The following is a 22,286-nucleotide window of genomic DNA, read 5'->3' as shown; positions in this document are numbered from 1 at the left end:
ACAGCCGCTACCTGGGTCGCGCGGCGAGCGCGGCTGCAAGCGACTCGGCGGATCCGGTGCTGCTGTTGATCCGCCAGTCCGTCTCCTTGTTGATGGAGAACCAGACGAGCGCGGTCACGTCGGGCTGCGCGCCGAGATATTCGACGAGCGACGCGTTCCACGCAGCTTTGGAGCCCCCGGCCTCAGCGGACGCGGTCTCGGCGATCAGGATCTGCTTGCCGGGAGCCAGGGTCCGCAGCTGGCTCAGTCCTTCCCCGAAGAGGGTCGACGGCTGAACCCAGGTACTCCAGTCGGCGGAGGTTCCCCAGTTGTACCCGTCGAGGGCGACGGCGTCCACATAGCCGGGACCGGGGTAGAGCTGCGCCAGCGGCGTGGAACCCCAGTAGGGCACGTTCGGATTCCAGACCCAGCTGATGTTGGTGGCGCCGGTGGAGGCGACGACGTCGTGCACGTGGCGCCAGGCGGCAACGTAGTCGCCCTCGGTGTTTCCGTTGATGCCCTCGGACCACGGATACCAGTTGCCGTTCATCTCGTGGCCGAAGCGGAGCAAGACCGGGTGCCCCCACCGTGCCAGGTCATTGCCCCATTCGCGCAGATAGGGATCGAAGTCGCCGGCGGCGATGCGGTCAAGGGAGTAGGCGGACTGTTCAGTGCCGCCGCCCCAGGCCCAGGGCTCCCAGGTGAGCAGCGTTATGGCGCCACGCGAGCGCACTGCCTCCAGCTCCGTGAGCGGAGCGGGCTGGTGGAAGTCCTTGTAACTGAGGATGACGGTGGGCGCCTCCCCCGCGAGGGCTGCCACCTCGTCCAGTTCCGCCGCGGCGAGCGGGCCGCCGGGCGTTCCGGCACCGAACCGCAGTTTGGCGGGCGCGACGGCGGGGGTAGTGGGTCCCGGATCCGGCGTCGGCGGGTTGTCCGGGGTGGGCGGGGTGGGCGGAGGTGAGCTGGGGGTGAAGACGGCGGACGCGTACCCGCTCCCGGCCGTTGCCTCGACCAGCACGGGGCCCGCGGTAGCGGGGAGGACGACGTCGGCCTGGAAGTAGCCCGAGGCGCTCACCTTAATCTGTACCGCGGTGACACCGCCGCGGACCGTCCCTGGCTGCTTCCTGGGGAAGCCGGTTCCCGTCACGGTGATCGAGCTCCCTCCGGGCCCGGACGCGGAGCTGAGGGTGATGGATGCCGAAGCGGCCGCTGCCGGCGGCACCACTGCCATCAGAATCAGCATCAGGACTGTACTCACCAGCGCCGAATGGAACAGGACCACGCGCCGGAACGCCTTCGGGAGCGGCTCCGAAAGCGCTTCAGCGGGCGCCTTCCCGGCCTCGAGGAGTGCCGGGAGTGCTGCCGGATGGAAGCGAGGAAGCATGGGGAATCTTTCCTGATCGGTAGTCCGGCTGAGGGTCCCGTGGCCTTGCGGACCCGGCTCGCACCGGGTCGCCGTTGTCGATCGACAGGCGTCCACAGGAGCGGGCCGTCCTGGAGCAGGAAGGCCGTTACCCCACGTCCAACTTTCCCAGAACGAAAGCCTCCGCCCCCTGCTTTCGGCGAAGGATTGGCACAGGATTAGCGCGGCAGCCATCGAGTCAGCCGTCGTATCACCGGAGAGGTCCGCGGAAGGATGCCCGCGTAGGAACGACCGGAGGTCCTGTGCTACCCGCGGTCCCGGCCGGGCTGCTCCGATTCCCGGGAGAGGACCCAGATATTGGTGTCCCCCTGACGCTCGACGGTCACTGTGGTCACCAGCGCCTGAATGAGCGCAAGGCCACGGCCGGACTCGGAATCGTCGTCAGGAAGAGAGGCTTCCGGAAGATCGGTGTGCACGGCGGCCCCTATCTCGGAGATCCTCGCCTGCAGCAGCGTTGCTGTGACAGTGAGGTCGACGCCGAGCCGCAGCTCGGTGCCGGCAAGGGCCACCCCGTGCTGCACCACATTGGATGCCGCCTCGATCACTGCGGTGGTGAAGGCCATCTGATCGAGTGCGGGGACAAAGCCGGTGTCCTGCCAGAGATGCTCCACTTCCGTGTGGAGTTCATCGATGGCGCCCTCGGTGGCAGCCGCCAGGAATGAACGGTGCGCAAGGATGTCAGTCATCGGAGAACGCGTCTTCCGCCGTGGGGTGGGGAGTGAGCACGCGGTGCATGCTCGTCAGTTCCAGCACCATTTTCACCTGGGGTTGAACGCAGGCGATGCGGAGGTCGCCGCCGGCCTGGCGGGCCAGCTTCAGGCAGCCGATCAAAGCCCCAAGGCCTGAGGAGTCGATGAAGCTCGTGTCGGCGAGATTGACCACGATCCGTGTGCTGCCGGCGGCCACGACACCGCCCACCACTTCACGCAGCTTCGGCGCGGCCACCATGTTCAGCCGTCCGTTCCCCGAAATCTCGGTATAGCCGGTCCTATGCTCCGTGCTGAACTGCATGCTCGGCACTCCTTTCGTCGGGAACGAATCCCTTGTATTTGACTGCCTTGACAAGAACGCTCAGCACCACGAGATCGAAGACCACCCAGGCCATGTTGACGAGGGTTCCCACGGGTTCGTTCAGTCCCGCTGCAAGCCGGATGAGACCAACGATAAGCGCTGCCGCCAGCAACACCATGACCACCAGCTGCGGCCGGATCAGGCTCCAGCCGGGTCCGCCGTCCTGGCGTGCCTTGGGTGTCACCGCGAAACCCAGGGGACGGCCGAACCAGACGTTTCGCGCAGCCGTGGTGCACGCCTTGATCCATGTCGGAAAGAGCGCAAGGCTGTACTGCTGGCCCCGCCAGGTGCTGATGCCGCGCCCGGCTACGGCGAACAGCAACTGGTTGATCACCATGAACGGAATGAAACGGATGAAGAAGTCCGTGCTGATGCTGTTCACGGGAAGGATGCCCAGCGTCAGGTAGATGATCGGGGCGGCGAAATAGACGACGGCGGCGAAGCCGCTCAGATACGTCCACATGGTCGCGAAGTACATCAGTCTCTGCGCGGGCTTCATGCCCTTCTGGAGCAGCGGATTCTCGCGCAGCATCACCTGGATGGTGCCCTGTGCCCAGCGGAGCCGTTGGGTGAGCATGGTTTTCAGATCCTCAGGAGCAAGGCCGTTGGCCAGGACCTCATGGTGGTAGGCGCTCCGCCAACCGAGGGCGTGCATTCGCATGGATGTCGCCATGTCCTCGGTGACGGAGATGGTGGCGAGAGGCATGATCGGCTGCGCCTCGGCGTGGCGTTCGATGGAGATGGCATCCAGTACGGCCTGTACCGATTCCAGAGCCCCTAGCGGCGACCAGTCCCGGTGGGACATCCGCTCGATCGCGTCGTCGAGTCCTGCCGCCGGGGGAGTTGAGCCGTCCCCGCCGTCGAGATCAATTGCGGCTATTTCTGCGAGGTCTGCCTCGAGGGCGGAGAAGTTGGCGCCGACGAGTGTCTGTACGGCATTGTCCACGGCCCTGCGAACGCGGTAGGTGACTTCACTGAGTGAAATTCCCGCCTTGAGCTCCGCACGGGCCTTGACGGTGGCTTCCTCCACCTGGTCGAGCAGGCCGGCAACCAGGGGATCGGCTGCGTCCGGGGTTTTCCGGGCCTTACGGATGGCCGTGCGGGAGGCCTTGAGTGCCTTCCTGACGCCCGCTTCGACCTCCTTGACGTATCCCACCAGGCCGAGCTGCATGAGGGCTTCGCGGCGGAGCAGTGCGTTCGAGCCGCAGAAGAACGCCGCATTCCAGCCGTCCTTGCCCTGCTGGATCGGGCCGTAGAACAGCGGTGCCTGGCTTCCCAGCGGATCGTCGTCGGGGACGTTGCTGAAGTACTGCGGGGTCTGCACCAGCGCGATCCGGCGGTTGGAGAAGTAGCCGAGCGTCCTGCTGAGGATTTCGGGTTCGGGAACCTGGTCGGCGTCGAGGATCAACAGGAACTCGCCTTGCGTCATCATCAGCGCGTTGTTGAGGTTGCCGGCCTTTGCATGGCGCGGCCGGTCGTTCCAGTCGGCGCTGCGCGTCAGGTAACCGATGCCGTGCCGTTCAGCCAGCTCCCGGATTTCCTCCCGGGCGCCGTCGTCCAGGATCCAGGTGCTGTGCGGGTGCGTGATCGCCTGGGCGGCGAGGGCCGTGCCCAGCACCATGTCCGCCGGCTCGTTGTAGGTGGTGATGAAGACATCCACGGTCGCGTCGGACGGGGCCGGCATCGGCTTGCGGTGTTTGATCCGCCACACCGTCATCCCGAAGAGTGCTACATCGATCAGGCTGTACGTCTCGGCGGCCACGAGGGGAACCGCGATCCACCAGGCAGCCCAGTTCAGCGACTCCATCCATCGCCACGCGATGTAGTTGACGCCGAGTATGACGGTGAGCAGGACGAGGACACGTACCCAGAACTGGTTCATGCCCAGCGTTCGTCGCGACGGCCGAGGATGACCACGGTGACGTCGTCGTCCACCTCGGGTACATCGGCCAGTTCGAGCAACACCCGGCAGGCATCAGCTGCGGTGGGGCTGTGGTGAACGACGTCGGCCACGGCCGCAGTGAAATCCTCTACGGTCTCGTAGACGTCCAGGAGTCCGTCGCTCACGACGGCGAGGGAGTCCCCGGGAGCGAGTTCCACCCGGCCGGAGATCCACTGCTGGCCAGGCCAGGCGCCGACCGGAGGGCCGCCTGGGGTGAGCCGGGTGCAGGTTCCGTCCGCCGCGACCTTCAGTGCGAGTCCGTGGCCGGCATCGACGTATTCCACCACGCCGTCGGCGGCGGCGAGCCGCCCGTGGAAGAGGGTGACGAAGGAGCCGGCCTGCTCGAGGTCCGCCTCCATGGCCCGCGCGGCGGAGTTGAACGCCCCATCGAGGTCCGGGCGGTCACCGGCGGAGCGCAGGACGGCCCGGACCGTGGCAGCGATGAGGGCAGCACCCATGCCCTTGCCCATGGCGTCCGCCACGGTGAGGTGCAGTCCTTCCGCTGTGCGGTACCAGTCGTAGAAGTCGCCTCCGACGCTGCGCGAGGGACGGAAACGCCCGGCGAGCTCGTATTCGTCCAGTTGCAGGGATTCCTGGGGGAGCAGGCTCTGCTGGACTTCACCGGCGCGCCGGCGTTCGTCCGCGTGGGCTTCATCCACCGCTGAACGGCTCCGCTGGCGCCGGAACAGGGAGTTGATCCGCGCCACCAGCTCCCGAGGGCTGAACGGTTTGCTGATGTAATCATCAGCCCCGGTCTCGAGGCCGGTGAGGCGCTCGATCTCGTCGGTACGGGCCGTGATCATCAGGATGTACGCGTCCGAGAACTTGCGCACCTCCTTGCAGACCTCCATGCCGTCGCCGTCGGGCAGGTTCAGGTCGAGGGTGATCAGGTCCGCCCCGGCACGAGCGGCCGCGAGGCCCGCGCCGGCCGTCGCTGCCTCGGTGACCTCGAAGCCCTGCAGCGAGAGGATGTGAACCAGCAGGCCCCGGATATCGGTGTCGTCCTCGATGACCAGGGCGCGCCGCTTCTGGGGGGAGTCAGTCATACGGTTCATTAAACGACACTGGCGGGAGTTGTCCCGCACCGCGCCCGGACGCCGCCGCATCGCGGCTGCTCCCGGGCAGGCTTCGGGAGGGTTATTCTCAAAGGGGCTGGCGGTATTCCTGCCCTGCCCAATGGGGGACCGGGGCCATCCGTCTGGTCCGCATAACTGAAATCTGGAGTGGCTGACGCCGTGGATAGAGTGCTTTCCCACCTCTCGCTCAACAGCGCGCAGTTCCACGAGCTGTCCATGCGGAACCGCGTGGTGCTGAGTCAGCTTCCCCTCTCCCTCACCGTCCTCCTCATCGTCACCGGCAGCCTCCTGTTCCACCCGCTGGTGCTGCAGGACGGCCTGTTCCAGGTGGGCGTCGCGTTGCAGGTGCTCATCCTGCTGCTGTGCTTCCTCCTGCCGTGGGACCGCCTTCCCTACCCGAGCTTCCTTGTCATTCCGCTGCTCGACTTCCTTCCGATCGGCCTTCTGCGCCACGGCGCGGGCACGGAGATCAGCGGGGTGGGCCTCCTCACGGTTTTTCCTATCATCTGGCTTGCCGCCTCCGGGCTGTACCCGAGACGCTTACTGGCGGTGGGCTTCTTCGCCGCACTGGCAATCGTCTGGACACCCGTCTTCCTCTCGAATGACGAAATCACCCCGAGTGCACTGACCCAGTCCCTGCTGCTGCCGTTCATCATGCTGGGGATCGCGGTCACCATCCGCGTGATGACGGCGAGCATGATGGACCAACAGCGGGCAGTCGAGGAGAAGGACGAGGAGTTGACCCGGCTCCTTGCGGAGAGCGGCCGCCGCGAGCGCCTCCTGAACACCATCGTGAACTCCGTCGATGTCGGTCTGCTCGCGGTGAATGAGACGGGCGACCCTGTCCTGATCAACCGCAAGCTTCAGCAGTTCCAGGCCGTGGCGGCACCCGCCGGCGACACGTCCCACCTGGAGCAGGACCTGTTGATCTATCAGCAGGACGGCCGCTCGGCCCTTCCCGCGGCCCGTCGTCCGGCCCGACGAGCAGCCGACGGGCAGGTTTTTTCGGACTACCTCCTGTGGTGGGGCGAGCCGCCCGACCAGCGGGTCCTCTCGACCTCGTCCCGGCTGATGGCCGATCAGTCCGGCAGCCGTGAGGGATCAGTGGTGACCTTCAATGACGTTACCGAGCTGGTGACCGCGCTCAACGCCAAGGACGAGTTCGTGTCCACCGTCTCCCATGAGCTACGCACGCCCCTCACCGCCATCCGGGGTTACCTCGAACTGCTCACGGCCGCACCCGATGTGCCTGAGGACGTCGCGGCCGGCCTCGAGGTGGTGTCCCGCAATTCGGATCGTCTCTTCAAGCTGGTCACCGACCTGCTCGCTGCGGCCGAGGGGTCCCCGGAGATACATCCGGTGCCCACGGACCTTCCAGCCCTGGTGAGCCAGCGTGTTTCCTCGGCCCGCGAACGCAATCAGAACCCTGCAGTCCGCTTCGAAGAGGCTGGTCAGCCCGGAATCATCGTCAGCTGCGACCCGGGGAGGATGACGCAGGTGCTCGACAACCTGCTCTCCAACGCCGTGAAGTACTCCCCGTCCGGCGGCACCGTGACGGTGACCGTGGAGCTCGACGACGGCGCGGCGGAGTGCCGCGTCACGGACCAGGGGACGGGCATGACACAGGAGGAGATCACCGGAATCTTCAGCAAGTTCTTCCGCACCTCCGCGGCACGTAACGCAGCCATTCCCGGCGTCGGGCTCGGCCTGGCGATCTCCAAAGCCATCGTGGAGCGCCACGGCGGATCGATTTCCTGCAGCAGCATCGTAGGCGAGGGTTCCACCTTCAGCGTCCGGCTGCCGGTGCACCCGTAGGGCCGGCCGGGCAGGAATCAAGGCGCAGCGCTCACCGCAGCGAGCGGACCGTGAGCGCCAGGTACAGGTGCACGCGGTCGGCCGTGACACCGGGGTCGTAACCCGTCAGGTCGATGAGCTGCTGCAGCCGGTACCTCACGGTGTTGCGGTGCAGCTGCAGGTCTTCGGCGACCGCCGCCACCGAGCCGTTCAGGGACAGGTACTTCTCGAGGGTCACCATCAGACCCGCGCCGTGCCTGGCGTCGAACGCCGCCACCGGATCGAGGGTTTCCGCGGCGAGGTCCGCGAGCGGCACATCACCGCTCGCCAGGAGCAGCGAGGTGAGGCTCAACCGGTCCGCCGTGTTGATGCGGTGGCCGTGGGTGAGTGCCTCCCGGGCTTCGAAGTAGCTCCACCGCAGGCCGTGGGGCTGGGCGTAGGAGCCTCCCACGCCCACCTGCGCCGTGAACCCCGCGCCGTGCAGGTAGGAACTGAGGTCGCCCGCAAGCTGCCCGATGTCGGCTGCACCGGACAGCAGCACCAGCCGGTCCTCGAGGATCGCCGCAACCGCGGATTCCCAGCCGGCGGGCAGCGGAAGGGTACGCAGCGCCCTCTGCTGGCCGGAGGCGACGTCGATCATGACCACCGTCTGACGCGTGCCGGTATCGATCCCCGCGCTGGCCAGGCGGGCCGCGGCATCGGGACCGTCGAGGGTGCCGCGTGTGATGTCCTGGAGCAGCTGGCCGGCAGCGGCGCGCTCACTCGTTCGCCGTCGTGCCTGGTTGCTGAGTTCCACGCTGATCAGACTCTGGGCGTAATCCACGATCGCCGCCTGGCGGAACGGCTCGGCCACCGCGAGCGTGCATCGATCCTTGAGCCCGGTCGCCACGGGCACCCGGTGCCAGATGGTTGCGGCGGGGGAGCCGGCGACGGGCGATGCAGCGCCGGCGACGCGGGTTCCATACTGGAACAGGGCGACCTCGGCCCCGGTCATCGCGGCCAGTTCCCGCAGCAGCGCCGGGATCCCACCACCTCCGAGGAGTGCTGCGGCAAGGACCTGGTGTCCGCGCAGAAGGCTCTCGAGCCCCGCGTAGGTGTCCGCGGCCAGGGCGTCAGCCACGATCTTCCCGATCGCGATGAAGGGTGTTTCGTAGGGAACGCTGAAGATGGGAAGCCCCTCCTCCTCCGCCTGCTCGAGGAAGGCCTGCGGAATCCTCCCGTGGGTCAGCCCCACCCCGAAACCCACGGCGAGAGCGCCGGCCTCGCGGACGCGGGTCACGAAGTTCCGCTGGGCCGCCGCCGTCTTCTGCCGGACACCCGTGGTCAACACCACCTCCCCGCCGCTGAGGAACGGCAACGGGTCCTCGAGCTCGGTGACGGCAACCCACTGGATGGGAGTTTCGGGAAGCGGCGCGCTGCCCTGGCGGGCGAGGTTCAGGCCTGGAGCGGACAGCAGCGAGGTCAGGGGAATAGCCATGGCTCCACCCTAGGTCCTTCCTGTCCTCCTGCACGGCGATTTCGATGGATCCCTGTGCAAGTGTCCGTGGCTCGGCGCTGCGGTCCGGCGTAGTGTTCCGGAAGATCCCCGCAGCCGTTCCGCGGCTCCATCTCACTGAAAGGGACGCCCACCGTGGCCGATACTCTCAAGAACTACATCAACGGGCAGTTCGTCCCGGCCGCCGGAACCGAGCTGCTGGACATCGTCAATCCCACCAATGGTGAAGTGGTGGCGCAGTCCCCGGTGTCGAACCAGGCTGACGTCGACGCCGCCATGGCCGCAGCTGCCACGGCCTTCCGGTCCTGGAGGAACGTGACACCGGGCCAGCGCCAGCTGATGCTGCTTCGGCTCGCCGACGCCCTCGAGGCGAACAGCGAGGAGCTGGTCGAGGCCCAGCACCGCAACACGGGCCAGGTTCGCGCGATGATCGCGGCTGAGGAAGTTGCCGTCGGCGCCGACCAGCTGCGGTTCTTCGCAGGGGCCGCGCGGCTCCTGGAAGGCAAGTCGGCGGGAGAATACCTGGAGGGCCACACGTCCTACGTCCGTCGGGAGCCGATCGGTGTCGTCGCGCAAGTGGCGCCCTGGAACTATCCGCTGCTCATGGCGATCTGGAAGATCGGGCCGGCACTTGCCGCCGGCAATACCGTGGTCCTCAAGCCGAGTGACACCACTCCGGAATCCACCCTGGTGCTGGCACGGCTGACCCAGGACATCCTTCCCGCGGGCGTCCTCAACGTCCTCCTCGGTACCGGGGAAACCGGTGCCGCGATGGTCGAGCACCCCACGCCGGGCCTGGTCGCCATCACCGGGTCGGTCCGCGCAGGAATCGCCGTGGCAACCGGTGCCGCGAAGACACTCAAGCGCGCTCACCTGGAACTGGGAGGCAAGGCCCCCGCCGTCGTCTTCGCCGACGCGAACCTCCAGAAGACTGCCGAGGCCATCGCCGAATTCGCCTTCTTCAACGCCGGCCAGGACTGCACCGCGATCACCCGCGTGCTGGTGCAGGAGACGGCACACGACCAGCTGGTCGATGCCATGGTCGCGCACACCCGGACCCTGCGGACGGGCAGCTCGGACGACGCCGAGAACTACTTCGGGCCGCTGAACAACATCAATCACTTCAATGCCGTCAACGCCGTGATGGACGCCGTGCCCGCGCACTGCAGCGTCGTGACGGGCGGCAAGCGCGCGGGGGAGAAGGGGTACTTCTTCGAACCCACCATCATCACGGGAGCACGGCAGAGTGATGACATCGTGCAGAAGGAGACCTTCGGGCCGATCCTCACCGTGCAGACCTTCACCACGGAGGCCGAGGCGGTGGAGCTTGCCAACGACGTCGAATTCGCGCTGGCCTCGAGCGTGTGGACCACCGACCACGGAACTGCGATGCGCGTTTCGAGGGATCTCGAATTCGGCGCCGTCTGGATCAACACCCACATCATGCTCACCGCCGAAATGCCGCACGGAGGCTTCAAGAGCTCCGGTTACGGCAAGGACCTCTCCATGTACGGCGTGGAGGACTACACCCGCATCAAGCACGTCATGAGCGTGCTGGACGCCTAGGCAGAAGGACATCAACTCCATGACTACACTCTCAGCCCCCACCGCGGCCCGCATTGCCGAGCCCGCTTTCCGGCTCGAACAGAAGCGCAGCATCGTCGGCGAATTCCCCGGCCCCAGGTCGGTCGAGCTCACGGCCCGCCGCGCCGCCGTGGTTGCCAAGGGCGTCGCGTCCACGGTGCCGGTGTACGCAGCCGACGCCGACGGCGGGATCGTCCGCGACGTCGACGGCAACTCCTTCATCGACCTCGGCGCAGGCATCGCCGTGACGAGCGTCGGTGCTTCCGATCCTGCCGTCGTCAACGCGGTCGCGGAGCAGGTGAGGCGCTTCAGTCACACCTGCTTCATGGTCACCCCCTATGAGGGGTACATCGCCATCGCCGAGCAGCTCGCCGAGCTGACGCCGGGCGATTTCGAGAAGCGCACCGTGCTGTTCAACTCGGGTGCAGAGGCAGTGGAGAACGCCGTCAAGGTGGCCCGCCTGGCCACCGGGCGGAACGCCGTCGTCGCCTTCGACCACGCCTATCACGGCCGTACCAACCTGACCATGGCGCTCACCGCGAAGTCCATGCCCTACAAGGCCGGTCCCGACGGCGGCTTCGGCCCCTTCGCGTCCGAGATCTACCGCGTCCCGATGAGTTATCCGTTCCGCGAGGAGAACCCTTCAATCACCGGCGCCGAGGCCGCGCAGCGTGCCATCACGATGATCGAGAAGCAGATCGGCAGCGAATCCGTCGCCGCGATCATCATCGAACCGGTCCAGGGCGAGGGCGGGTTCATCGTCCCCGCCGAGGGGTTCCTTCCGGCGCTCGCGGAGTGGGCGCGCGAGAAGGGCGTGGTCTTCATCGCCGACGAGGTGCAGTCCGGATTCTGCCGCACCGGGGAATGGTTCGCCGTGAACCACGAGGGCGTGGTGCCCGACATCATCACGATGGCCAAGGGCATCGCCGGGGGAATGCCGCTCTCGGCCATCACCGGCCGGGCGGACCTGCTCGATGCCGTCCATGCGGGCGGTCTCGGCGGGACCTTCGGCGGCAACCCCGTGGCGTGCGCGGCGGCACTTGCCGCGATCGGCACCATGAAGGAGCTCGACCTCGCCGGGCGCGCCCGGCACATCGAGGGCGTGGTCACGGAGCGCGTCACCGCCCTGCAGGCCGAGCTGGGGGAGCGCAGCATCATCGGTGAACTCCGCGGCCGCGGCGCGATGCTCGCCATGGAGTTCGTGGTACCCGGGACCCGGACCCCCAATCCCGAGGCCACCAAGGCTGTCGCAGCGAGGTGCCTGCGCGAGGGCGTCATCATCCTCACCTGCGGCACCTACGGCAATGTGGTCCGGCTGCTGCCGCCGCTGGTCATCGGCGATGCGCTACTCGCAGACGGGCTCGGTGTCCTCGAGGACGCCATTCGCTCGGTGGGCGCCTGACACGTCCCGAATGGACCCTGCGCACTTCCGGCGGGCCGGTACGCCCGCGGCCTCCGGAAGTGCGCAGGTTCCGCGGAGCTCAGTCCGCCAACTGCTCCCTCAACCCGGTGATGAGCCCCTCCAGGCCCGCCCGGAAGGCGGCGTCGGCGGCGTTGTCCCCCGATGCGGTGCTGCTGCGCACCGCGGCGGTGAAGAGCGGGAACTCTCCGGCGAGGTCACCCGAGTCGAAAATGTCGCTGGGGGCCGAGACGTCGAGCGCCGAGCCGTAGATGAACGATTCCAGGGCCACGATGGCGGGCACCACGCGATCCTCGGGCCAGCCGCCGGCGAGGAAGCCCCGAGCCACCTCCTCGTACATCCGCAGCGTGTCGGCCGCGTCGGTCACCGGCAGAACCGCGATGACGGGCACCAGCGGGGCGTGCCGGGCGAAGACCTCGCGGTAAGACCACGCCCAGCGGCGCACTGCCTCGGCCCACGGCTCTGTGGCGAAGGCACTGAAGTCGACCATCGTCATCACGTGGTCCTGCACCCAGCGCAGCACTTCCTGTTTGGATGCAGCGTGGTTGTAGAGGGCCGACGGCGCCACCTTGAGGCGGCGTGCGAGCGCTGACATGGTGAGGCCGTCGTAACCGGTGTCATCGATCAGCTCCAATGCCGCGTGGGTGATGCGGCTGCGGGACAGCACTCCCTGTGAGGGCCTTCCCGCGCGGCGCTGCTGCGCGTCCGGTGGCACTGTGCCCATGGCGGCGGCTCCTGTTTCCTACGGCGAACTCTTCCCAAGAACGTCTCCTAGAACTATAGTAGGGCGATATAAATGAACATCGTTCATTTAGTGGGGTTCCGCACCGCAGGAAGGAACATCGTGGACATTCTGGAGCGTGACGTCGTCGTGATCGGAGCAGGGCCCTCGGGACTGACTGCGGCCCGCAGGCTCGCGAGGGCCGGCCACTCCGTGGCAGTCCTCGAGGCACGGGACCGTGTGGGCGGACGCACGCACACCGACGTCGTCGGCGGAGCGGTTCTCGAGGTGGGCGGGCAGTGGGTCTCACCCGACCAGACCGCGCTCATCGCACTGCTGGACGAGTTGGGGATGGACACCTTCCCCCGGTACCGCGAGGGCGATTCCGTCTACATCGGGCCTGACGGCGAAGCGATCCGCTATGCCGGGGACAGGTTCCCCGTCGACACGCACACCCGCGAGGAGATGGAGCGGCTGATCGGGATGCTGGACCGGCTCGTCGCCGAGGCCGGGCCGGAAGCCCCATGGAACCATCCCGATGCCCGCGCGCTCGACACCGTCTCGTTCCACCACTGGCTGCGCCGGCAATCCGAGGACGAGGAGGCCTGCAACAACATCGGCCTGTTCGTCGCCGGCGGCATGCTGACCAAACCCGCGCACGCATTCTCGACGCTGCAGGCCGTCCTCATGGCGGCCACCGCAGGGTCGTTCTCGAACCTCGTCGATGAGGACTTCATCCTCGACCGCCGCGTCATCGGCGGAATGCAGTCGGTCTCCGAGCGCATGGCGGCGGAACTGGGCGACGACGTCGTCCTCGATGCTCCGGTGCGGACGTTGCGCTGGGGCGGGCTAGGGGCGGGCAGCGGTGTCGCTGCGATCTCGGACAGCACCACGGTCTCCGCCCGCTACGCCGTCATGGCGGTGCCGCCCAACCTGTACTCACGCGTGTCCTACGAACCTCCGCTGCCCCGGCGCCAGCACCAGATGCACCAGCACCAGTCCCTGGGACTGGTCATCAAGGTCCACGCCGTCTATCCCACACCCTTCTGGCGCGACGAAGGACTCTCGGGCACCGGGTTCAGCGCGGGCTCGATCGTGCAGGAGGTCTACGACAACACGAATTACGAGGACCCACGCGGCACCCTCGTGGGTTTCATCTCCGACGAGAAGGCGGACGCCATGTTCGAGCTTCCGCCCGAGGAACGCCGGGAACGGATCCTCGGGTCGCTCGCCGGGTTCCTCGGGCCTGAAGCACTCAATCCCGAGGTCTACTACGAGTCCGACTGGGCGTCGGAGGAGTGGACGCGCGGCGCCTATGCGTCGAGCTACGATCTCGGCGGGCTCCACCGCTACGGACGGGACCAGCGCACCCCCGTGGGGCCCATCTACTGGTCCTGCTCCGACATCGCCGCCGAAGGCTACCAGCACGTCGACGGCGCCATCCGCATGGGGCAGCTCACGGCGGAGGCAATTTCCCTCGCGCTCGCCGAAGAATCCCTCCGAACCCCCGGAGGCTGACGTGCCGGGTACCCACCAGACCCCCGAGGCCACGTCCGGCCCGGGTTCCGATCGCAAAGAGGCGACTCCATGAGCACAGAAACACAGACGCACGCCGAGACAGGGCTGAGCAGGAAAGGGTTGAGCGCCGGATCGGTGGGCCTGCTGGGTGCCGTCGTCATCGGGGTCTCCTGCATCGCGCCGGCCTACACGCTCACGGCGGCCCTCGGGCCCACCGTCGCGGAGGTAGGGGTGAACCTGCCGGCGATCTTCCTGGTCGGCTTCATCCCCATGCTGCTCGTGGCCCTGGGCTACCGCGAACTCAACAACGCGATGCCCGACTCCGGCACGTCCTTCACCTGGGCCACCCGAGCCTTCGGGCCCTGGATCGGATGGATGGGAGGGTGGGGGCTCATCGCCGCGACGATCATCGTGCTGTCGAACCTCGCGGCCGTGGCCGTCGATTTCTTCTACCTCCTGCTGTCGCAGGTCACGGGTAACGCCGCCCTCGCTGACCTGACGCTCGACCTTCCGGTCAACATCGCCACCACGCTGGTCTTCATCGCCCTCGCCTGCTGGGTGTCCTACCGGGGCATGGAAACCACCAAGACCGTCCAGTACGTGCTGGTGACGTTCCAGCTCGTGGTGCTCGTGTGGTTCGCCGTCGCCGCCTTCATCCACATCGCCAATGGGACCGCCTTCGATGCGACGCCGATCAGCGCCGAATGGTTCAATCCCTTCGCCGTCGGCTCCTTCTCGGCGTTCGCCGCGGGCGTCTCGCTCTCCATCTTCATCTACTGGGGCTGGGACGTCACGCTGACCATGAACGAGGAGACCACCAATCCGGAGAAGACGCCGGGGCGGGCCGGGATGCTCACGATCGTCGTCATCATGGCCGTATACCTGATCGTCGCACTCGCCACCCTCTCCTTCGCGGGTGTGGGCGAGGGCGAACTCGGTGCCGGCAACCCGGACAACCAGGAGAGCATCTTCGCGGCCCTCGCGGGCCCGGTCATGGGACCCTTCGCCATCCTGATGTCGATGGCCGTCCTCAGCAGCTCCGCGGCGTCGCTGCAATCCACCTTCGTCTCCCCGGCCCGCACCCTCCTGGCGATGGGGCACTACCAGGCGCTGCCGGGCAGGTTCGGCGGGGTCAGCCAGCGGCACAAGTCACCCGGCTACGCAACGGTGGCGGCCGCAGTGGCCGCGGCAGGCTTCTACGTGATCACGAGGATCGTCTCGGAGAACGCGCTCTGGGACACCATCACCGCCCTCGGCATGATGATCTGCTTCTACTACGGAATCACTGCGCTGGCGTGCGTCTGGTATTTCCGGGCGCTTGCGTTCAGCACTGCGCGCGATTTCCTGCTCAAGTTCCTCGCCCCGCTCCTGGGAGGCGTGATCCTGCTGGTGATGTTCGTCAAGACCGCCCTCGATTCCATGGATCCCTCCTACGGCTCGGGCTCCGAGATCGGCGGGGTGGGCATGGTCTTCCTCCTGGGGATCGGAGTGATCCTGCTGGGCGCTGTGCTCATGCTCGGGATGTCGCGGGTGAACCCGGCGTTCTTCCGGGGGGACGTGCTGAAGACGGGCGCTGCTCCCTCGGCCCGACGTACTGGAGCCGGCGGGTTAGAGTAGGTCGAATCCGGTCCGGCGTCACCTGCCTCGAGCGCCGGTGGTTTCTCCTCCCGGAAGGATCTTCCCGTGCGATACGTCGTCGGCTACACCGAGAATGACCGTGGGCAGGACGCCCTTGAACTGGCGACGTCGCTGGCGCTCACGCAGTCCGCGGGCATCGACCTGGTGACAGTCCTGGACTGGCCGCAGGACGGCAGCGTGGCCCCCGGGACCGGCCGTGCCGCCGAAGCCCTGGAGCGTGCGGCGGCGAGCGTACCCGCCGCCGTGAAGGTCACCACCCATGTGCGCCTTGCCGACTCCTTCGCCGCGGGCCTGCTCGAGGCCGCGGCGGAGCTGGATGCGGGACTCATCGTCATCGGCGCATCGAGCAACGGATTGCTGCGGCGCTTCACGGTTGGCAGCGTGGCCAATGCGGTGCTGCACTCGTCACCGCTTCCGGTGGCCCTCTCGCCGCGGGGCTATCGGCACCGGGACCGCTTCACGCGGATGTCCTGCGCCGTGGGGGCGCGCGCCGGTGCGGAGGCCGTACTCGACGTCGCCGTGGAGTCCGCCGCACGGCGGAGCCTGCCCCTCCGGTTGATCTCCCTCGTGGCGCTCGACCAGCGGGAAGCGGAGAACTCGGGCGAAGCCATCAACCAGGCCCACCGCCACGCGAACTCGGTGCTCGTCCGGGCTGTGGAGCAGTTGCCGCAGGGCCACGAGGCGTCGATCATGGTGGCCCACGGGCGCACCATCGAGCAGGCCATCGACGACATCGAATGGGACGCCGGCGAACTGGTCATCGTCGGTTCGAGCCGTCTCGCACAGCACAGCCAGCTGTTCCTCGGCTCGACGGCGAACAAGATGCTCCGCGCCCTGCCGGTTCCCATGGTCGTGGTACCGAGGGACTGGAACCTCGCGGCGGCCTGAACTGCCGGCCAGCGCAGCGGGGAGCCGGCTCACAGCTTCAGGGGCGCCTGGGTGTCGGAGGTCTTTCCGGGAGTCGTTTCCGCGCCGCTCCGGTCCGCAGGGCCGGTAGGAGCCGCCCGGTCGGCGCCCTGGTCCCCGGAGGAAGTCGCCGCAGGGCCTCCACGGCCCTTGCCCACCCGGGGTTGGCGGCGGACAGTGCGGAGCATGTCGATGGTCAGCAGCACCAGGCCCACCCACACGAGGCTGAAACCCACCCAGCGCTCGATCGGCATCTCCTCGCCGAACACGAAGAGGGCCAGCAGGAACTGCAGGACGGGCGCGAGGTACTGCAGCAGCCCGATGGTCGTGAGGGGTAGGCGCCGGGCCGCAGCGCCGAAGAAGATGAGCGGCACAGCGGTGATGACGCCCGACGCCGCCATGATCCAGAAGTGTCCGCTGCCCTCGGTCAGCAGGGTGGCCGCGCCGGTGGACGAGAGCCACACCATCACTCCGGCGGCAATCGGGGTGAGGACCGCCGTCTCGATGCTGAGGCTCGAGACGGCGTCCACGCGGGACCCGACGCTCTTCTTCACGAAGCCGTAGAGGCCGAAGGAGAAGGCGAGGGTCAGGGCGATCCACGGCACGGAACCATAGCCGATCGCCAGCACGACGACGGCGAGGAGGCCCATTCCGATGGCGACCCACTGCAGTGGCCGCAGCTTCTCGCGCAGCACGATCACGCCGAGCAGCACCGACACGATGGGATTGATGAAGTAGCCCAACGACGCCTCGATGGCCTGCCCGCTCGTCACGCCGTACGTATAGACGAGCCAGTTGACAGCGATGAGGAGTGCCGCGATTGTCAGAAGGCCGAGAAGGCGGGGGGTGCGGACGGCCCGGCTGACCGGTCCCCACGACTTCAGGACCGTCAGGAGGAGGGTGCAGAACAGCAGCGACCACAGCACCCGGTTGGCGACGATCTCCACGGGACCCGCCGGTGCGAGGATGAGGAAGTACAGCGGGAGGAGGCCCCACAGGCCGTAGGCCCCGATGCCGAAGAAAATGCCCAGCGAGTTCTCGCTCCGGGCCGGGCGTTGGACTCTCTGCGCTGAACGGCTCACGAGGGCGGGAACGGGACCGGGGCGCGGTTTATTCCCCCAGCGAACTTCCCCCGACGGTTTAGCCACGCGTCCGGCCCGCCATTTAGAATAGGGAAACGTGCGCTTATTGGCGCAGGACATCTTCGGGAGCTTTTCCCACGGAAGAAGGCATATCAGTGTCTACCTCAGCTGCGGCCCGTCCGTTGCGGGTCGCGATCATCGGCGCCGGGCCGGCAGGCGTCTACGCTGCCGACATCCTGACGAAGTCCAACCAGGTGCAGGGGGGCGATTTCGAGGTCAGTATCGACCTCTTCGACCAGTATCCCGCGCCCTACGGCCTGATCCGGTACGGCGTCGCCCCCGACCACCCGCGGATCAAGGGCATTGTCAACGCCCTCCACAAGGTGCTGGACCGCGGTGACATCAGGTTCCTCGGCAACATCAACTACGGCCGGGACCTCACGCTGTCCGATTTTCGGCGCTTCTATGACGCGGTCATCTTCGCGACGGGTGCCATCAAGGATGCCGGCCTGGACATTCCCGGAGTTGAGCTCGACGGCTCCTTCGGTGGAGCGGATTTCGTGTCCTGGTACGACGGCCACCCCGACGTCGACCGCACCTGGCCGTTGGACGCGAAGGAGATCGCCGTCATCGGCAACGGCAACGTGGCACTCGACGTCGCCCGGATCCTCTCCAAGCACGCGGACGACCTCCTCACCACCGAAATTCCGGACAACGTGTACGAAGGCCTCAAGGCGTCGCCGGTGACCGATGTGCATGTCTTCGGCCGGAGGGGTCCGGCGCAGGTGAAATTCACGCCGCTCGAGCTCCGCGAGCTCTCGCACTCGCGCGACGTGGACATCGTGCTGTACCCCGAGGACTTCGACTTCGATGAAGCCTCCGAGCAGCAGATCGCCGGCAATAACCAGACCAAGACCATGGTCAAGACCCTGACCAACTGGCTCGTCGAGGATGAGCCGACCGGCGCCTCGCGCCGGTTGCACCTGCACTTCCTCCACGCGCCGGTCGAGATTCTCGATTCTTCGGCGGCTCCCGGGAAGGTGGCCGGAATACGGTTCGAGCGGACCGAACTGACGGGTGAGGGAAGCGTTCGCCGTACCGGTGAATTCGTCGACTACCCGGTGCAGGCCGTGTACCGGGCCATCGGCTACTTCGGCTCCGAACTGCCCGAGGTCGGCTTCGACGAGAAGCGGGGCGTCATCCCGAACGAGGGCGGGCGCGTCCTCGACGAGGACGGCAGCGCCGTGCCGGGGATCTACGCGACGGGATGGATCAAGCGCGGCCCGGTCGGGCTCATCGGCCACACCAAGGGCGATGCCCTCGAGACCATCGGGTACCTGCTGGAGGACCGCCTCAACCTGCCGCCGGCGGAGGACCCGTCGAAGGATGCCATCATCGACCTCCTCGAATCGCGCGGCGTGCCGTACACCACGTGGGAGGGCTGGCTCAAGCTCGACGCCCACGAGCTGAAGCTCGGTGCGAACTTCGTGAACACCACCGGCAACGCCGAACTGGTGCGCGAAAGGGTGAAGCTCGTTCCGCGGGATTCGATGGTGGCGGTGTCACGCGGAGAGTAGCCAGCCGGAGTAATCCCGCTAGACTGTGATCCGTCCCACAGGAGTGCCGGTGGGGCGGATCCCGATACGGAGTGCCAATGACGCCGTCCCGTTCGTCCAGCCCCGAGGAACTGACCTCCCGCTCTGCACAGCAGCGCGCCTTCGCCGCCCATGAGGCGCTGGGCCAGGGCGACAGCCTCGACGGCAACCTGCGGAGGCTCGTGCGCGATTCATGGTTGCGGTCCCTGACGCACCTCCCCAATCCCGATGCCGTGGCGGCCAGCCTTTTCTACTCCGAGGACGAGCTCGAGGCCTACCGGCAGAGCCACCCGCTCGCCGCCGTCATGCCCGTCATCAACCGACTGCTGGTCCAGCCGAGCGCTGACAGCGGCCTCCTGGTCGCTGTGGGGGACGAGAACGGCCGGCTGCTCTGGGTCGACGGTGACCGGGAGCTGCGCCGCAGGGCCGAGGGGATGCTGTTCGTCGCGGGGGCCGACTGGTCCGAATCGGCAGTGGGGACAAGTGCGCCGGGTACTGCCCTCGCGCTCGGGGCCAGCGTCCAGATCGCCGGGGCCGAACACTTCAGTCCGCAGGTACACCCCTGGAGCTGCACGGCGGTGCCCCTCCACGATCCGGATTCAGGAACGGTGCTCGGCGTCGTCGACATCACGGGAACCTCCGACGCCGTCGCCGCCAATACCCTTTCCCTCGTCGAGGCGACCGTCGCCGCCGCTGAAGCCCAGCTCAGCATCCACCGCCTCCAGAGCAGGCTCCCCAGGGCGCGGCGTGCGCCGGCCGCTCGGCGACGGGCGGTCCTGTACCGCGACAGCCTGCAGATCCTCGGCACCGACCACGGGGTGGTCCACGTCGGCGGGCAATCCGTCCAGCTCAGCCTGCGGCACGCAGAGCTGCTCGCGCTGCTGGCGCTTCACCCCAGCGGCGTCACCGCGGAGCAGCTCGCGCTGATGGCCTACCCGGAACACGCCTCGGGGACGACGGTGCGCGCCGAAATGCTGCGTCTCCGCAAGGTCCTCGCCAAGCACGGGGAATCGCTGGTCCCCTCTTCGCGCCCCTACCGCCTGCCCACCGAGCTCGTGGTCGACGCCGTGCAGGTGCTCAATTACCTGCACCGGGGAGCCCACCGCCTCGCGCTCGGGATCTACCGCGGGCCGGTGCTGCCGCGCTCCCAGGCCCCTGCCATCATCCGGCTCCGCGGTGAGATCAGCACGCTGCTGCGCGAAGCAGTCCTCAACGACGCCGCACCCGACGCCCTGCTGCAGTACCTCCAGTTGCCCGAAGCCGAGTACGACGTCGAAGCGTGGGCGGCCGCGCTGAAGGTGCTGCCGCAGCGGTCGCCCCGGCGGGCCGCCGTCGTCGCACATCTCGAGTGGATGGACCGCGAGCTCGGTATCGCTGAGCCGGGCAGCTTGAGCAAGTCCTGACCTGCACGAGCGTCGCAGACGTGCAACCTTACTGCAACGCGCGGACTATTACGCTCGCAGGACACGGACGACGACGTCCATGTCCCGCAGAAAGTTCAAGGAGTTGCGCAATGACTGTTTACGCCCAGCCTGGCCAGGATGGTTCCAAGGTCAGTTTCAAGCCGCGGTACGAGAACTGGATCGGCGGCGAGTGGGTTGCCCCGATCAAGGGCCAGTACTTCGAGAACATCTCCCCTGTCACCGGCAAGGCGTTCTGCGAGGTGGCACGGAGCACCTCGGAGGACATCGACCTCGCCCTCGACGCCGCCCACAAGGCAGCTCCCGCATGGGGCAAGACCTCCGTGGCCGAACGCGCCGCAGTGTTGAACAGGATCGCCGACCGCATCGAGGCGAACCTCGAGATGCTCGCCGTCGCCGAGACCTGGGACAACGGCAAGCCTGTACGTGAAACGCTGGCGGCCGACATGCCCCTGGCCGCGGACCACTTCCGGTACTTCGCCAGCGCCATCCGCGCCCAGGAAGGGCGCCTGTCGCAGCTCGACGACGACACGACGGCCTACCACTACCACGAGCCGCTCGGCGTCGTCGGGCAGATCATCCCGTGGAACTTCCCCATCCTCATGGCCACGTGGAAGCTCGCCCCCGCGATCGCCGCGGGCAACGCAGTCGTCCTGAAGCCGGCCGAACAGACGCCGTCGTCCATCCTGGTGCTGATGGAGCTCCTGAGCGACATCCTGCCCGCCGGCGTCATCAATGTGGTCAACGGATTCGGCGTCGAGGCAGGCAAGCCGCTGGCGTCGTCGAAGCGCATCCGGAAGATCGCCTTCACCGGTGAGACCACCACGGGGCGTTTGATCAGCCAGTACGCCAGCCAGAACCTCATCCCGGTCACGCTCGAGCTCGGAGGCAAGAGCCCCAACATCTTCTTCTCGGATGTTGCGGACAGCAATGACGCCTTCTACGACAAGGCACTCGAAGGGTTCGCGCTGTTCGCGTTCAACCAGGGTGAGGTGTGCACGTGTCCCTCGCGGGCACTGGTGCAGGGGTCCATGTACGACTCGTTCATGTCCGACGCCGTGGCCCGGGTGGGGAAGATGGTGCAGGGCAACCCGCTGGACACCGACACGCAGGTGGGTGCCCAGGCGTCCAACGACCAGCTGGAGAAGATCCTTTCCTACATGGATATCGGCCGTCAGGAGGGCGCGAAGGTGCTGATCGGCGGAGAGCGTATGACGCTCGGCGGCGATCTTGCCGAGGGCTACTACGTTCAGCCGACCATCTTCGAGGGCACCAACAACATGCGGGTGTTCCAGGAAGAGATCTTCGGGCCGGTGGTTTCGGTCACGAGGTTCGAGGACTACTCCGAGGCTTTGGAGATCGCCAACGACACGCTCTACGGACTGGGCGCCGGCGTCTGGTCGAGGAACGGGAACGTCGCCTACCGGGCGGGCCGCGAGATCCAGGCGGGCCGTGTGTGGATCAACAACTACCACGCCTACCCGGCGGGAGCGGCGTTCGGTGGCTACAAGTCCTCAGGCATCGGGCGCGAGAACCACTCGATGATGCTCGATCACTACCAGCAGACCAAGAACCTCCTGGTCAGCTACTCCGAGAACAAGCTCGGGTTCTTCTAGGGAGA

Annotated in this window: 17 protein-coding genes; 9 read left to right on the top strand and 8 right to left on the bottom strand. The window is 67.2% G+C overall.

Annotated features, from left to right (window positions below):
* Positions 1–7 precede the first annotated feature (7 nt).
* The 5 genes from IWX75_RS14490 to IWX75_RS14470 form a co-directional block, all read right to left on the bottom strand.
* Positions 8–1,363, bottom strand: coding sequence for a glycoside hydrolase family 26 protein (locus IWX75_RS14490; RefSeq protein WP_442858990.1), 1,356 nt, complete (start codon positions 1,361–1,363; stop codon positions 8–10).
* Between the two features lie 284 nt (positions 1,364–1,647).
* Positions 1,648–2,088, bottom strand: coding sequence for an ATP-binding protein (locus IWX75_RS14485; RefSeq protein ID WP_196822964.1), 441 nt, complete (start codon positions 2,086–2,088; stop codon positions 1,648–1,650).
* The gene (locus IWX75_RS14480) at positions 2,081–2,413 is read right to left on the bottom strand and encodes an STAS domain-containing protein (protein ID WP_196822963.1); all 333 of its coding nucleotides are present in this window, start codon (positions 2,411–2,413) and stop codon (positions 2,081–2,083) included. The genes IWX75_RS14485 and IWX75_RS14480 overlap by 8 nt, the downstream gene beginning before the upstream one ends.
* Positions 2,391–4,355 (bottom strand): glycosyltransferase, encoded by a 1,965-nt coding sequence (locus IWX75_RS14475; protein WP_196822962.1) that lies wholly within the window; start codon positions 4,353–4,355, stop codon positions 2,391–2,393. The genes IWX75_RS14480 and IWX75_RS14475 overlap by 23 nt, the downstream gene beginning before the upstream one ends.
* The gene (locus tag IWX75_RS14470) at positions 4,352–5,461 is read right to left on the bottom strand and encodes a PP2C family protein-serine/threonine phosphatase (RefSeq protein WP_196822961.1); all 1,110 of its coding nucleotides are present in this window, start codon (positions 5,459–5,461) and stop codon (positions 4,352–4,354) included. The genes IWX75_RS14475 and IWX75_RS14470 overlap by 4 nt, the downstream gene beginning before the upstream one ends.
* Before the next feature lie 189 nt (positions 5,462–5,650).
* On the opposite strand from IWX75_RS14470, the gene IWX75_RS14465 reads away from it, so the two are divergent.
* A complete protein-coding gene (locus IWX75_RS14465; protein WP_334684368.1) occupies positions 5,651–7,306 on the top strand; it encodes a sensor histidine kinase in 1,656 nt (551 codons plus the stop codon).
* 31 nt (positions 7,307–7,337) lie between these two features.
* Here the strand turns inward: IWX75_RS14465 and IWX75_RS14460 are convergent, their stop codons facing one another.
* The gene (locus tag IWX75_RS14460) at positions 7,338–8,762 is read right to left on the bottom strand and encodes a PucR family transcriptional regulator (protein ID WP_196822960.1); all 1,425 of its coding nucleotides are present in this window, start codon (positions 8,760–8,762) and stop codon (positions 7,338–7,340) included.
* A gap of 153 nt (positions 8,763–8,915) precedes the next feature.
* Between IWX75_RS14460 and IWX75_RS14455 the strand changes: the two genes are divergently transcribed.
* Positions 8,916–10,346 (top strand): gamma-aminobutyraldehyde dehydrogenase, encoded by a 1,431-nt coding sequence (locus IWX75_RS14455; RefSeq protein ID WP_196822959.1) that lies wholly within the window; start codon positions 8,916–8,918, stop codon positions 10,344–10,346.
* A 19-nt stretch (positions 10,347–10,365) separates the two neighbouring features.
* Positions 10,366–11,766 carry a 4-aminobutyrate--2-oxoglutarate transaminase gene (gabT, locus tag IWX75_RS14450; RefSeq protein ID WP_196822958.1) on the top strand — a complete coding sequence of 467 codons (1,401 nt, stop codon included), beginning with the start codon at positions 10,366–10,368 and terminating at the stop codon, positions 11,764–11,766.
* A 79-nt stretch (positions 11,767–11,845) separates the two neighbouring features.
* Here gabT and IWX75_RS14445 read toward each other — a convergent pair whose 3' ends face one another.
* A complete protein-coding gene (locus IWX75_RS14445; RefSeq protein ID WP_196822957.1) occupies positions 11,846–12,508 on the bottom strand; it encodes a TetR/AcrR family transcriptional regulator in 663 nt (220 codons plus the stop codon).
* Between the two features lie 72 nt (positions 12,509–12,580).
* Here IWX75_RS14445 and IWX75_RS14440 point away from each other — a divergent pair, with 72 nt between their 5' ends.
* From IWX75_RS14440 to IWX75_RS14430, 3 genes are all read left to right on the top strand, one after another.
* Positions 12,581–14,023 (top strand): flavin monoamine oxidase family protein, encoded by a 1,443-nt coding sequence (locus tag IWX75_RS14440; RefSeq protein ID WP_334684367.1) that lies wholly within the window; start codon positions 12,581–12,583, stop codon positions 14,021–14,023.
* 69 nt (positions 14,024–14,092) lie between these two features.
* A complete protein-coding gene (locus tag IWX75_RS14435) occupies positions 14,093–15,640 on the top strand; it encodes an APC family permease (protein WP_196822955.1) in 1,548 nt (515 codons plus the stop codon).
* A gap of 66 nt (positions 15,641–15,706) precedes the next feature.
* Positions 15,707–16,549 carry a universal stress protein gene (locus tag IWX75_RS14430; RefSeq protein WP_196822954.1) on the top strand — a complete coding sequence of 281 codons (843 nt, stop codon included), beginning with the start codon at positions 15,707–15,709 and terminating at the stop codon, positions 16,547–16,549.
* 29 nt (positions 16,550–16,578) lie between these two features.
* Here IWX75_RS14430 and rarD read toward each other — a convergent pair whose 3' ends face one another.
* The gene (gene rarD, locus IWX75_RS14425; protein WP_334684366.1) at positions 16,579–17,649 is read right to left on the bottom strand and encodes an EamA family transporter RarD; all 1,071 of its coding nucleotides are present in this window, start codon (positions 17,647–17,649) and stop codon (positions 16,579–16,581) included.
* A gap of 155 nt (positions 17,650–17,804) precedes the next feature.
* Between rarD and IWX75_RS14420 the strand changes: the two genes are divergently transcribed.
* From IWX75_RS14420 to exaC, 3 genes are all read left to right on the top strand, one after another.
* The gene (locus tag IWX75_RS14420; RefSeq protein WP_196822952.1) at positions 17,805–19,226 is read left to right on the top strand and encodes an FAD-dependent oxidoreductase; all 1,422 of its coding nucleotides are present in this window, start codon (positions 17,805–17,807) and stop codon (positions 19,224–19,226) included.
* A gap of 77 nt (positions 19,227–19,303) precedes the next feature.
* Positions 19,304–20,647 carry a GAF domain-containing protein gene (locus IWX75_RS14415; protein WP_196822951.1) on the top strand — a complete coding sequence of 448 codons (1,344 nt, stop codon included), beginning with the start codon at positions 19,304–19,306 and terminating at the stop codon, positions 20,645–20,647.
* Between the two features lie 110 nt (positions 20,648–20,757).
* Positions 20,758–22,281, top strand: a complete 1,524-nt coding sequence (gene exaC, locus IWX75_RS14410; RefSeq protein ID WP_196822950.1) for an acetaldehyde dehydrogenase ExaC — start codon at positions 20,758–20,760, stop codon at positions 22,279–22,281.
* Positions 22,282–22,286 lie beyond the last annotated feature (5 nt).

Origin of the sequence: Arthrobacter sp. CAN_A6, from assembly GCF_015751715.1 — a bacterium.
Classification (GTDB): domain Bacteria; phylum Actinomycetota; class Actinomycetes; order Actinomycetales; family Micrococcaceae; genus Arthrobacter_D.
The sequence above is the reverse complement of the archived record's forward strand: the minus strand, read 5'-3'. Positions and strand labels throughout refer to the sequence as shown.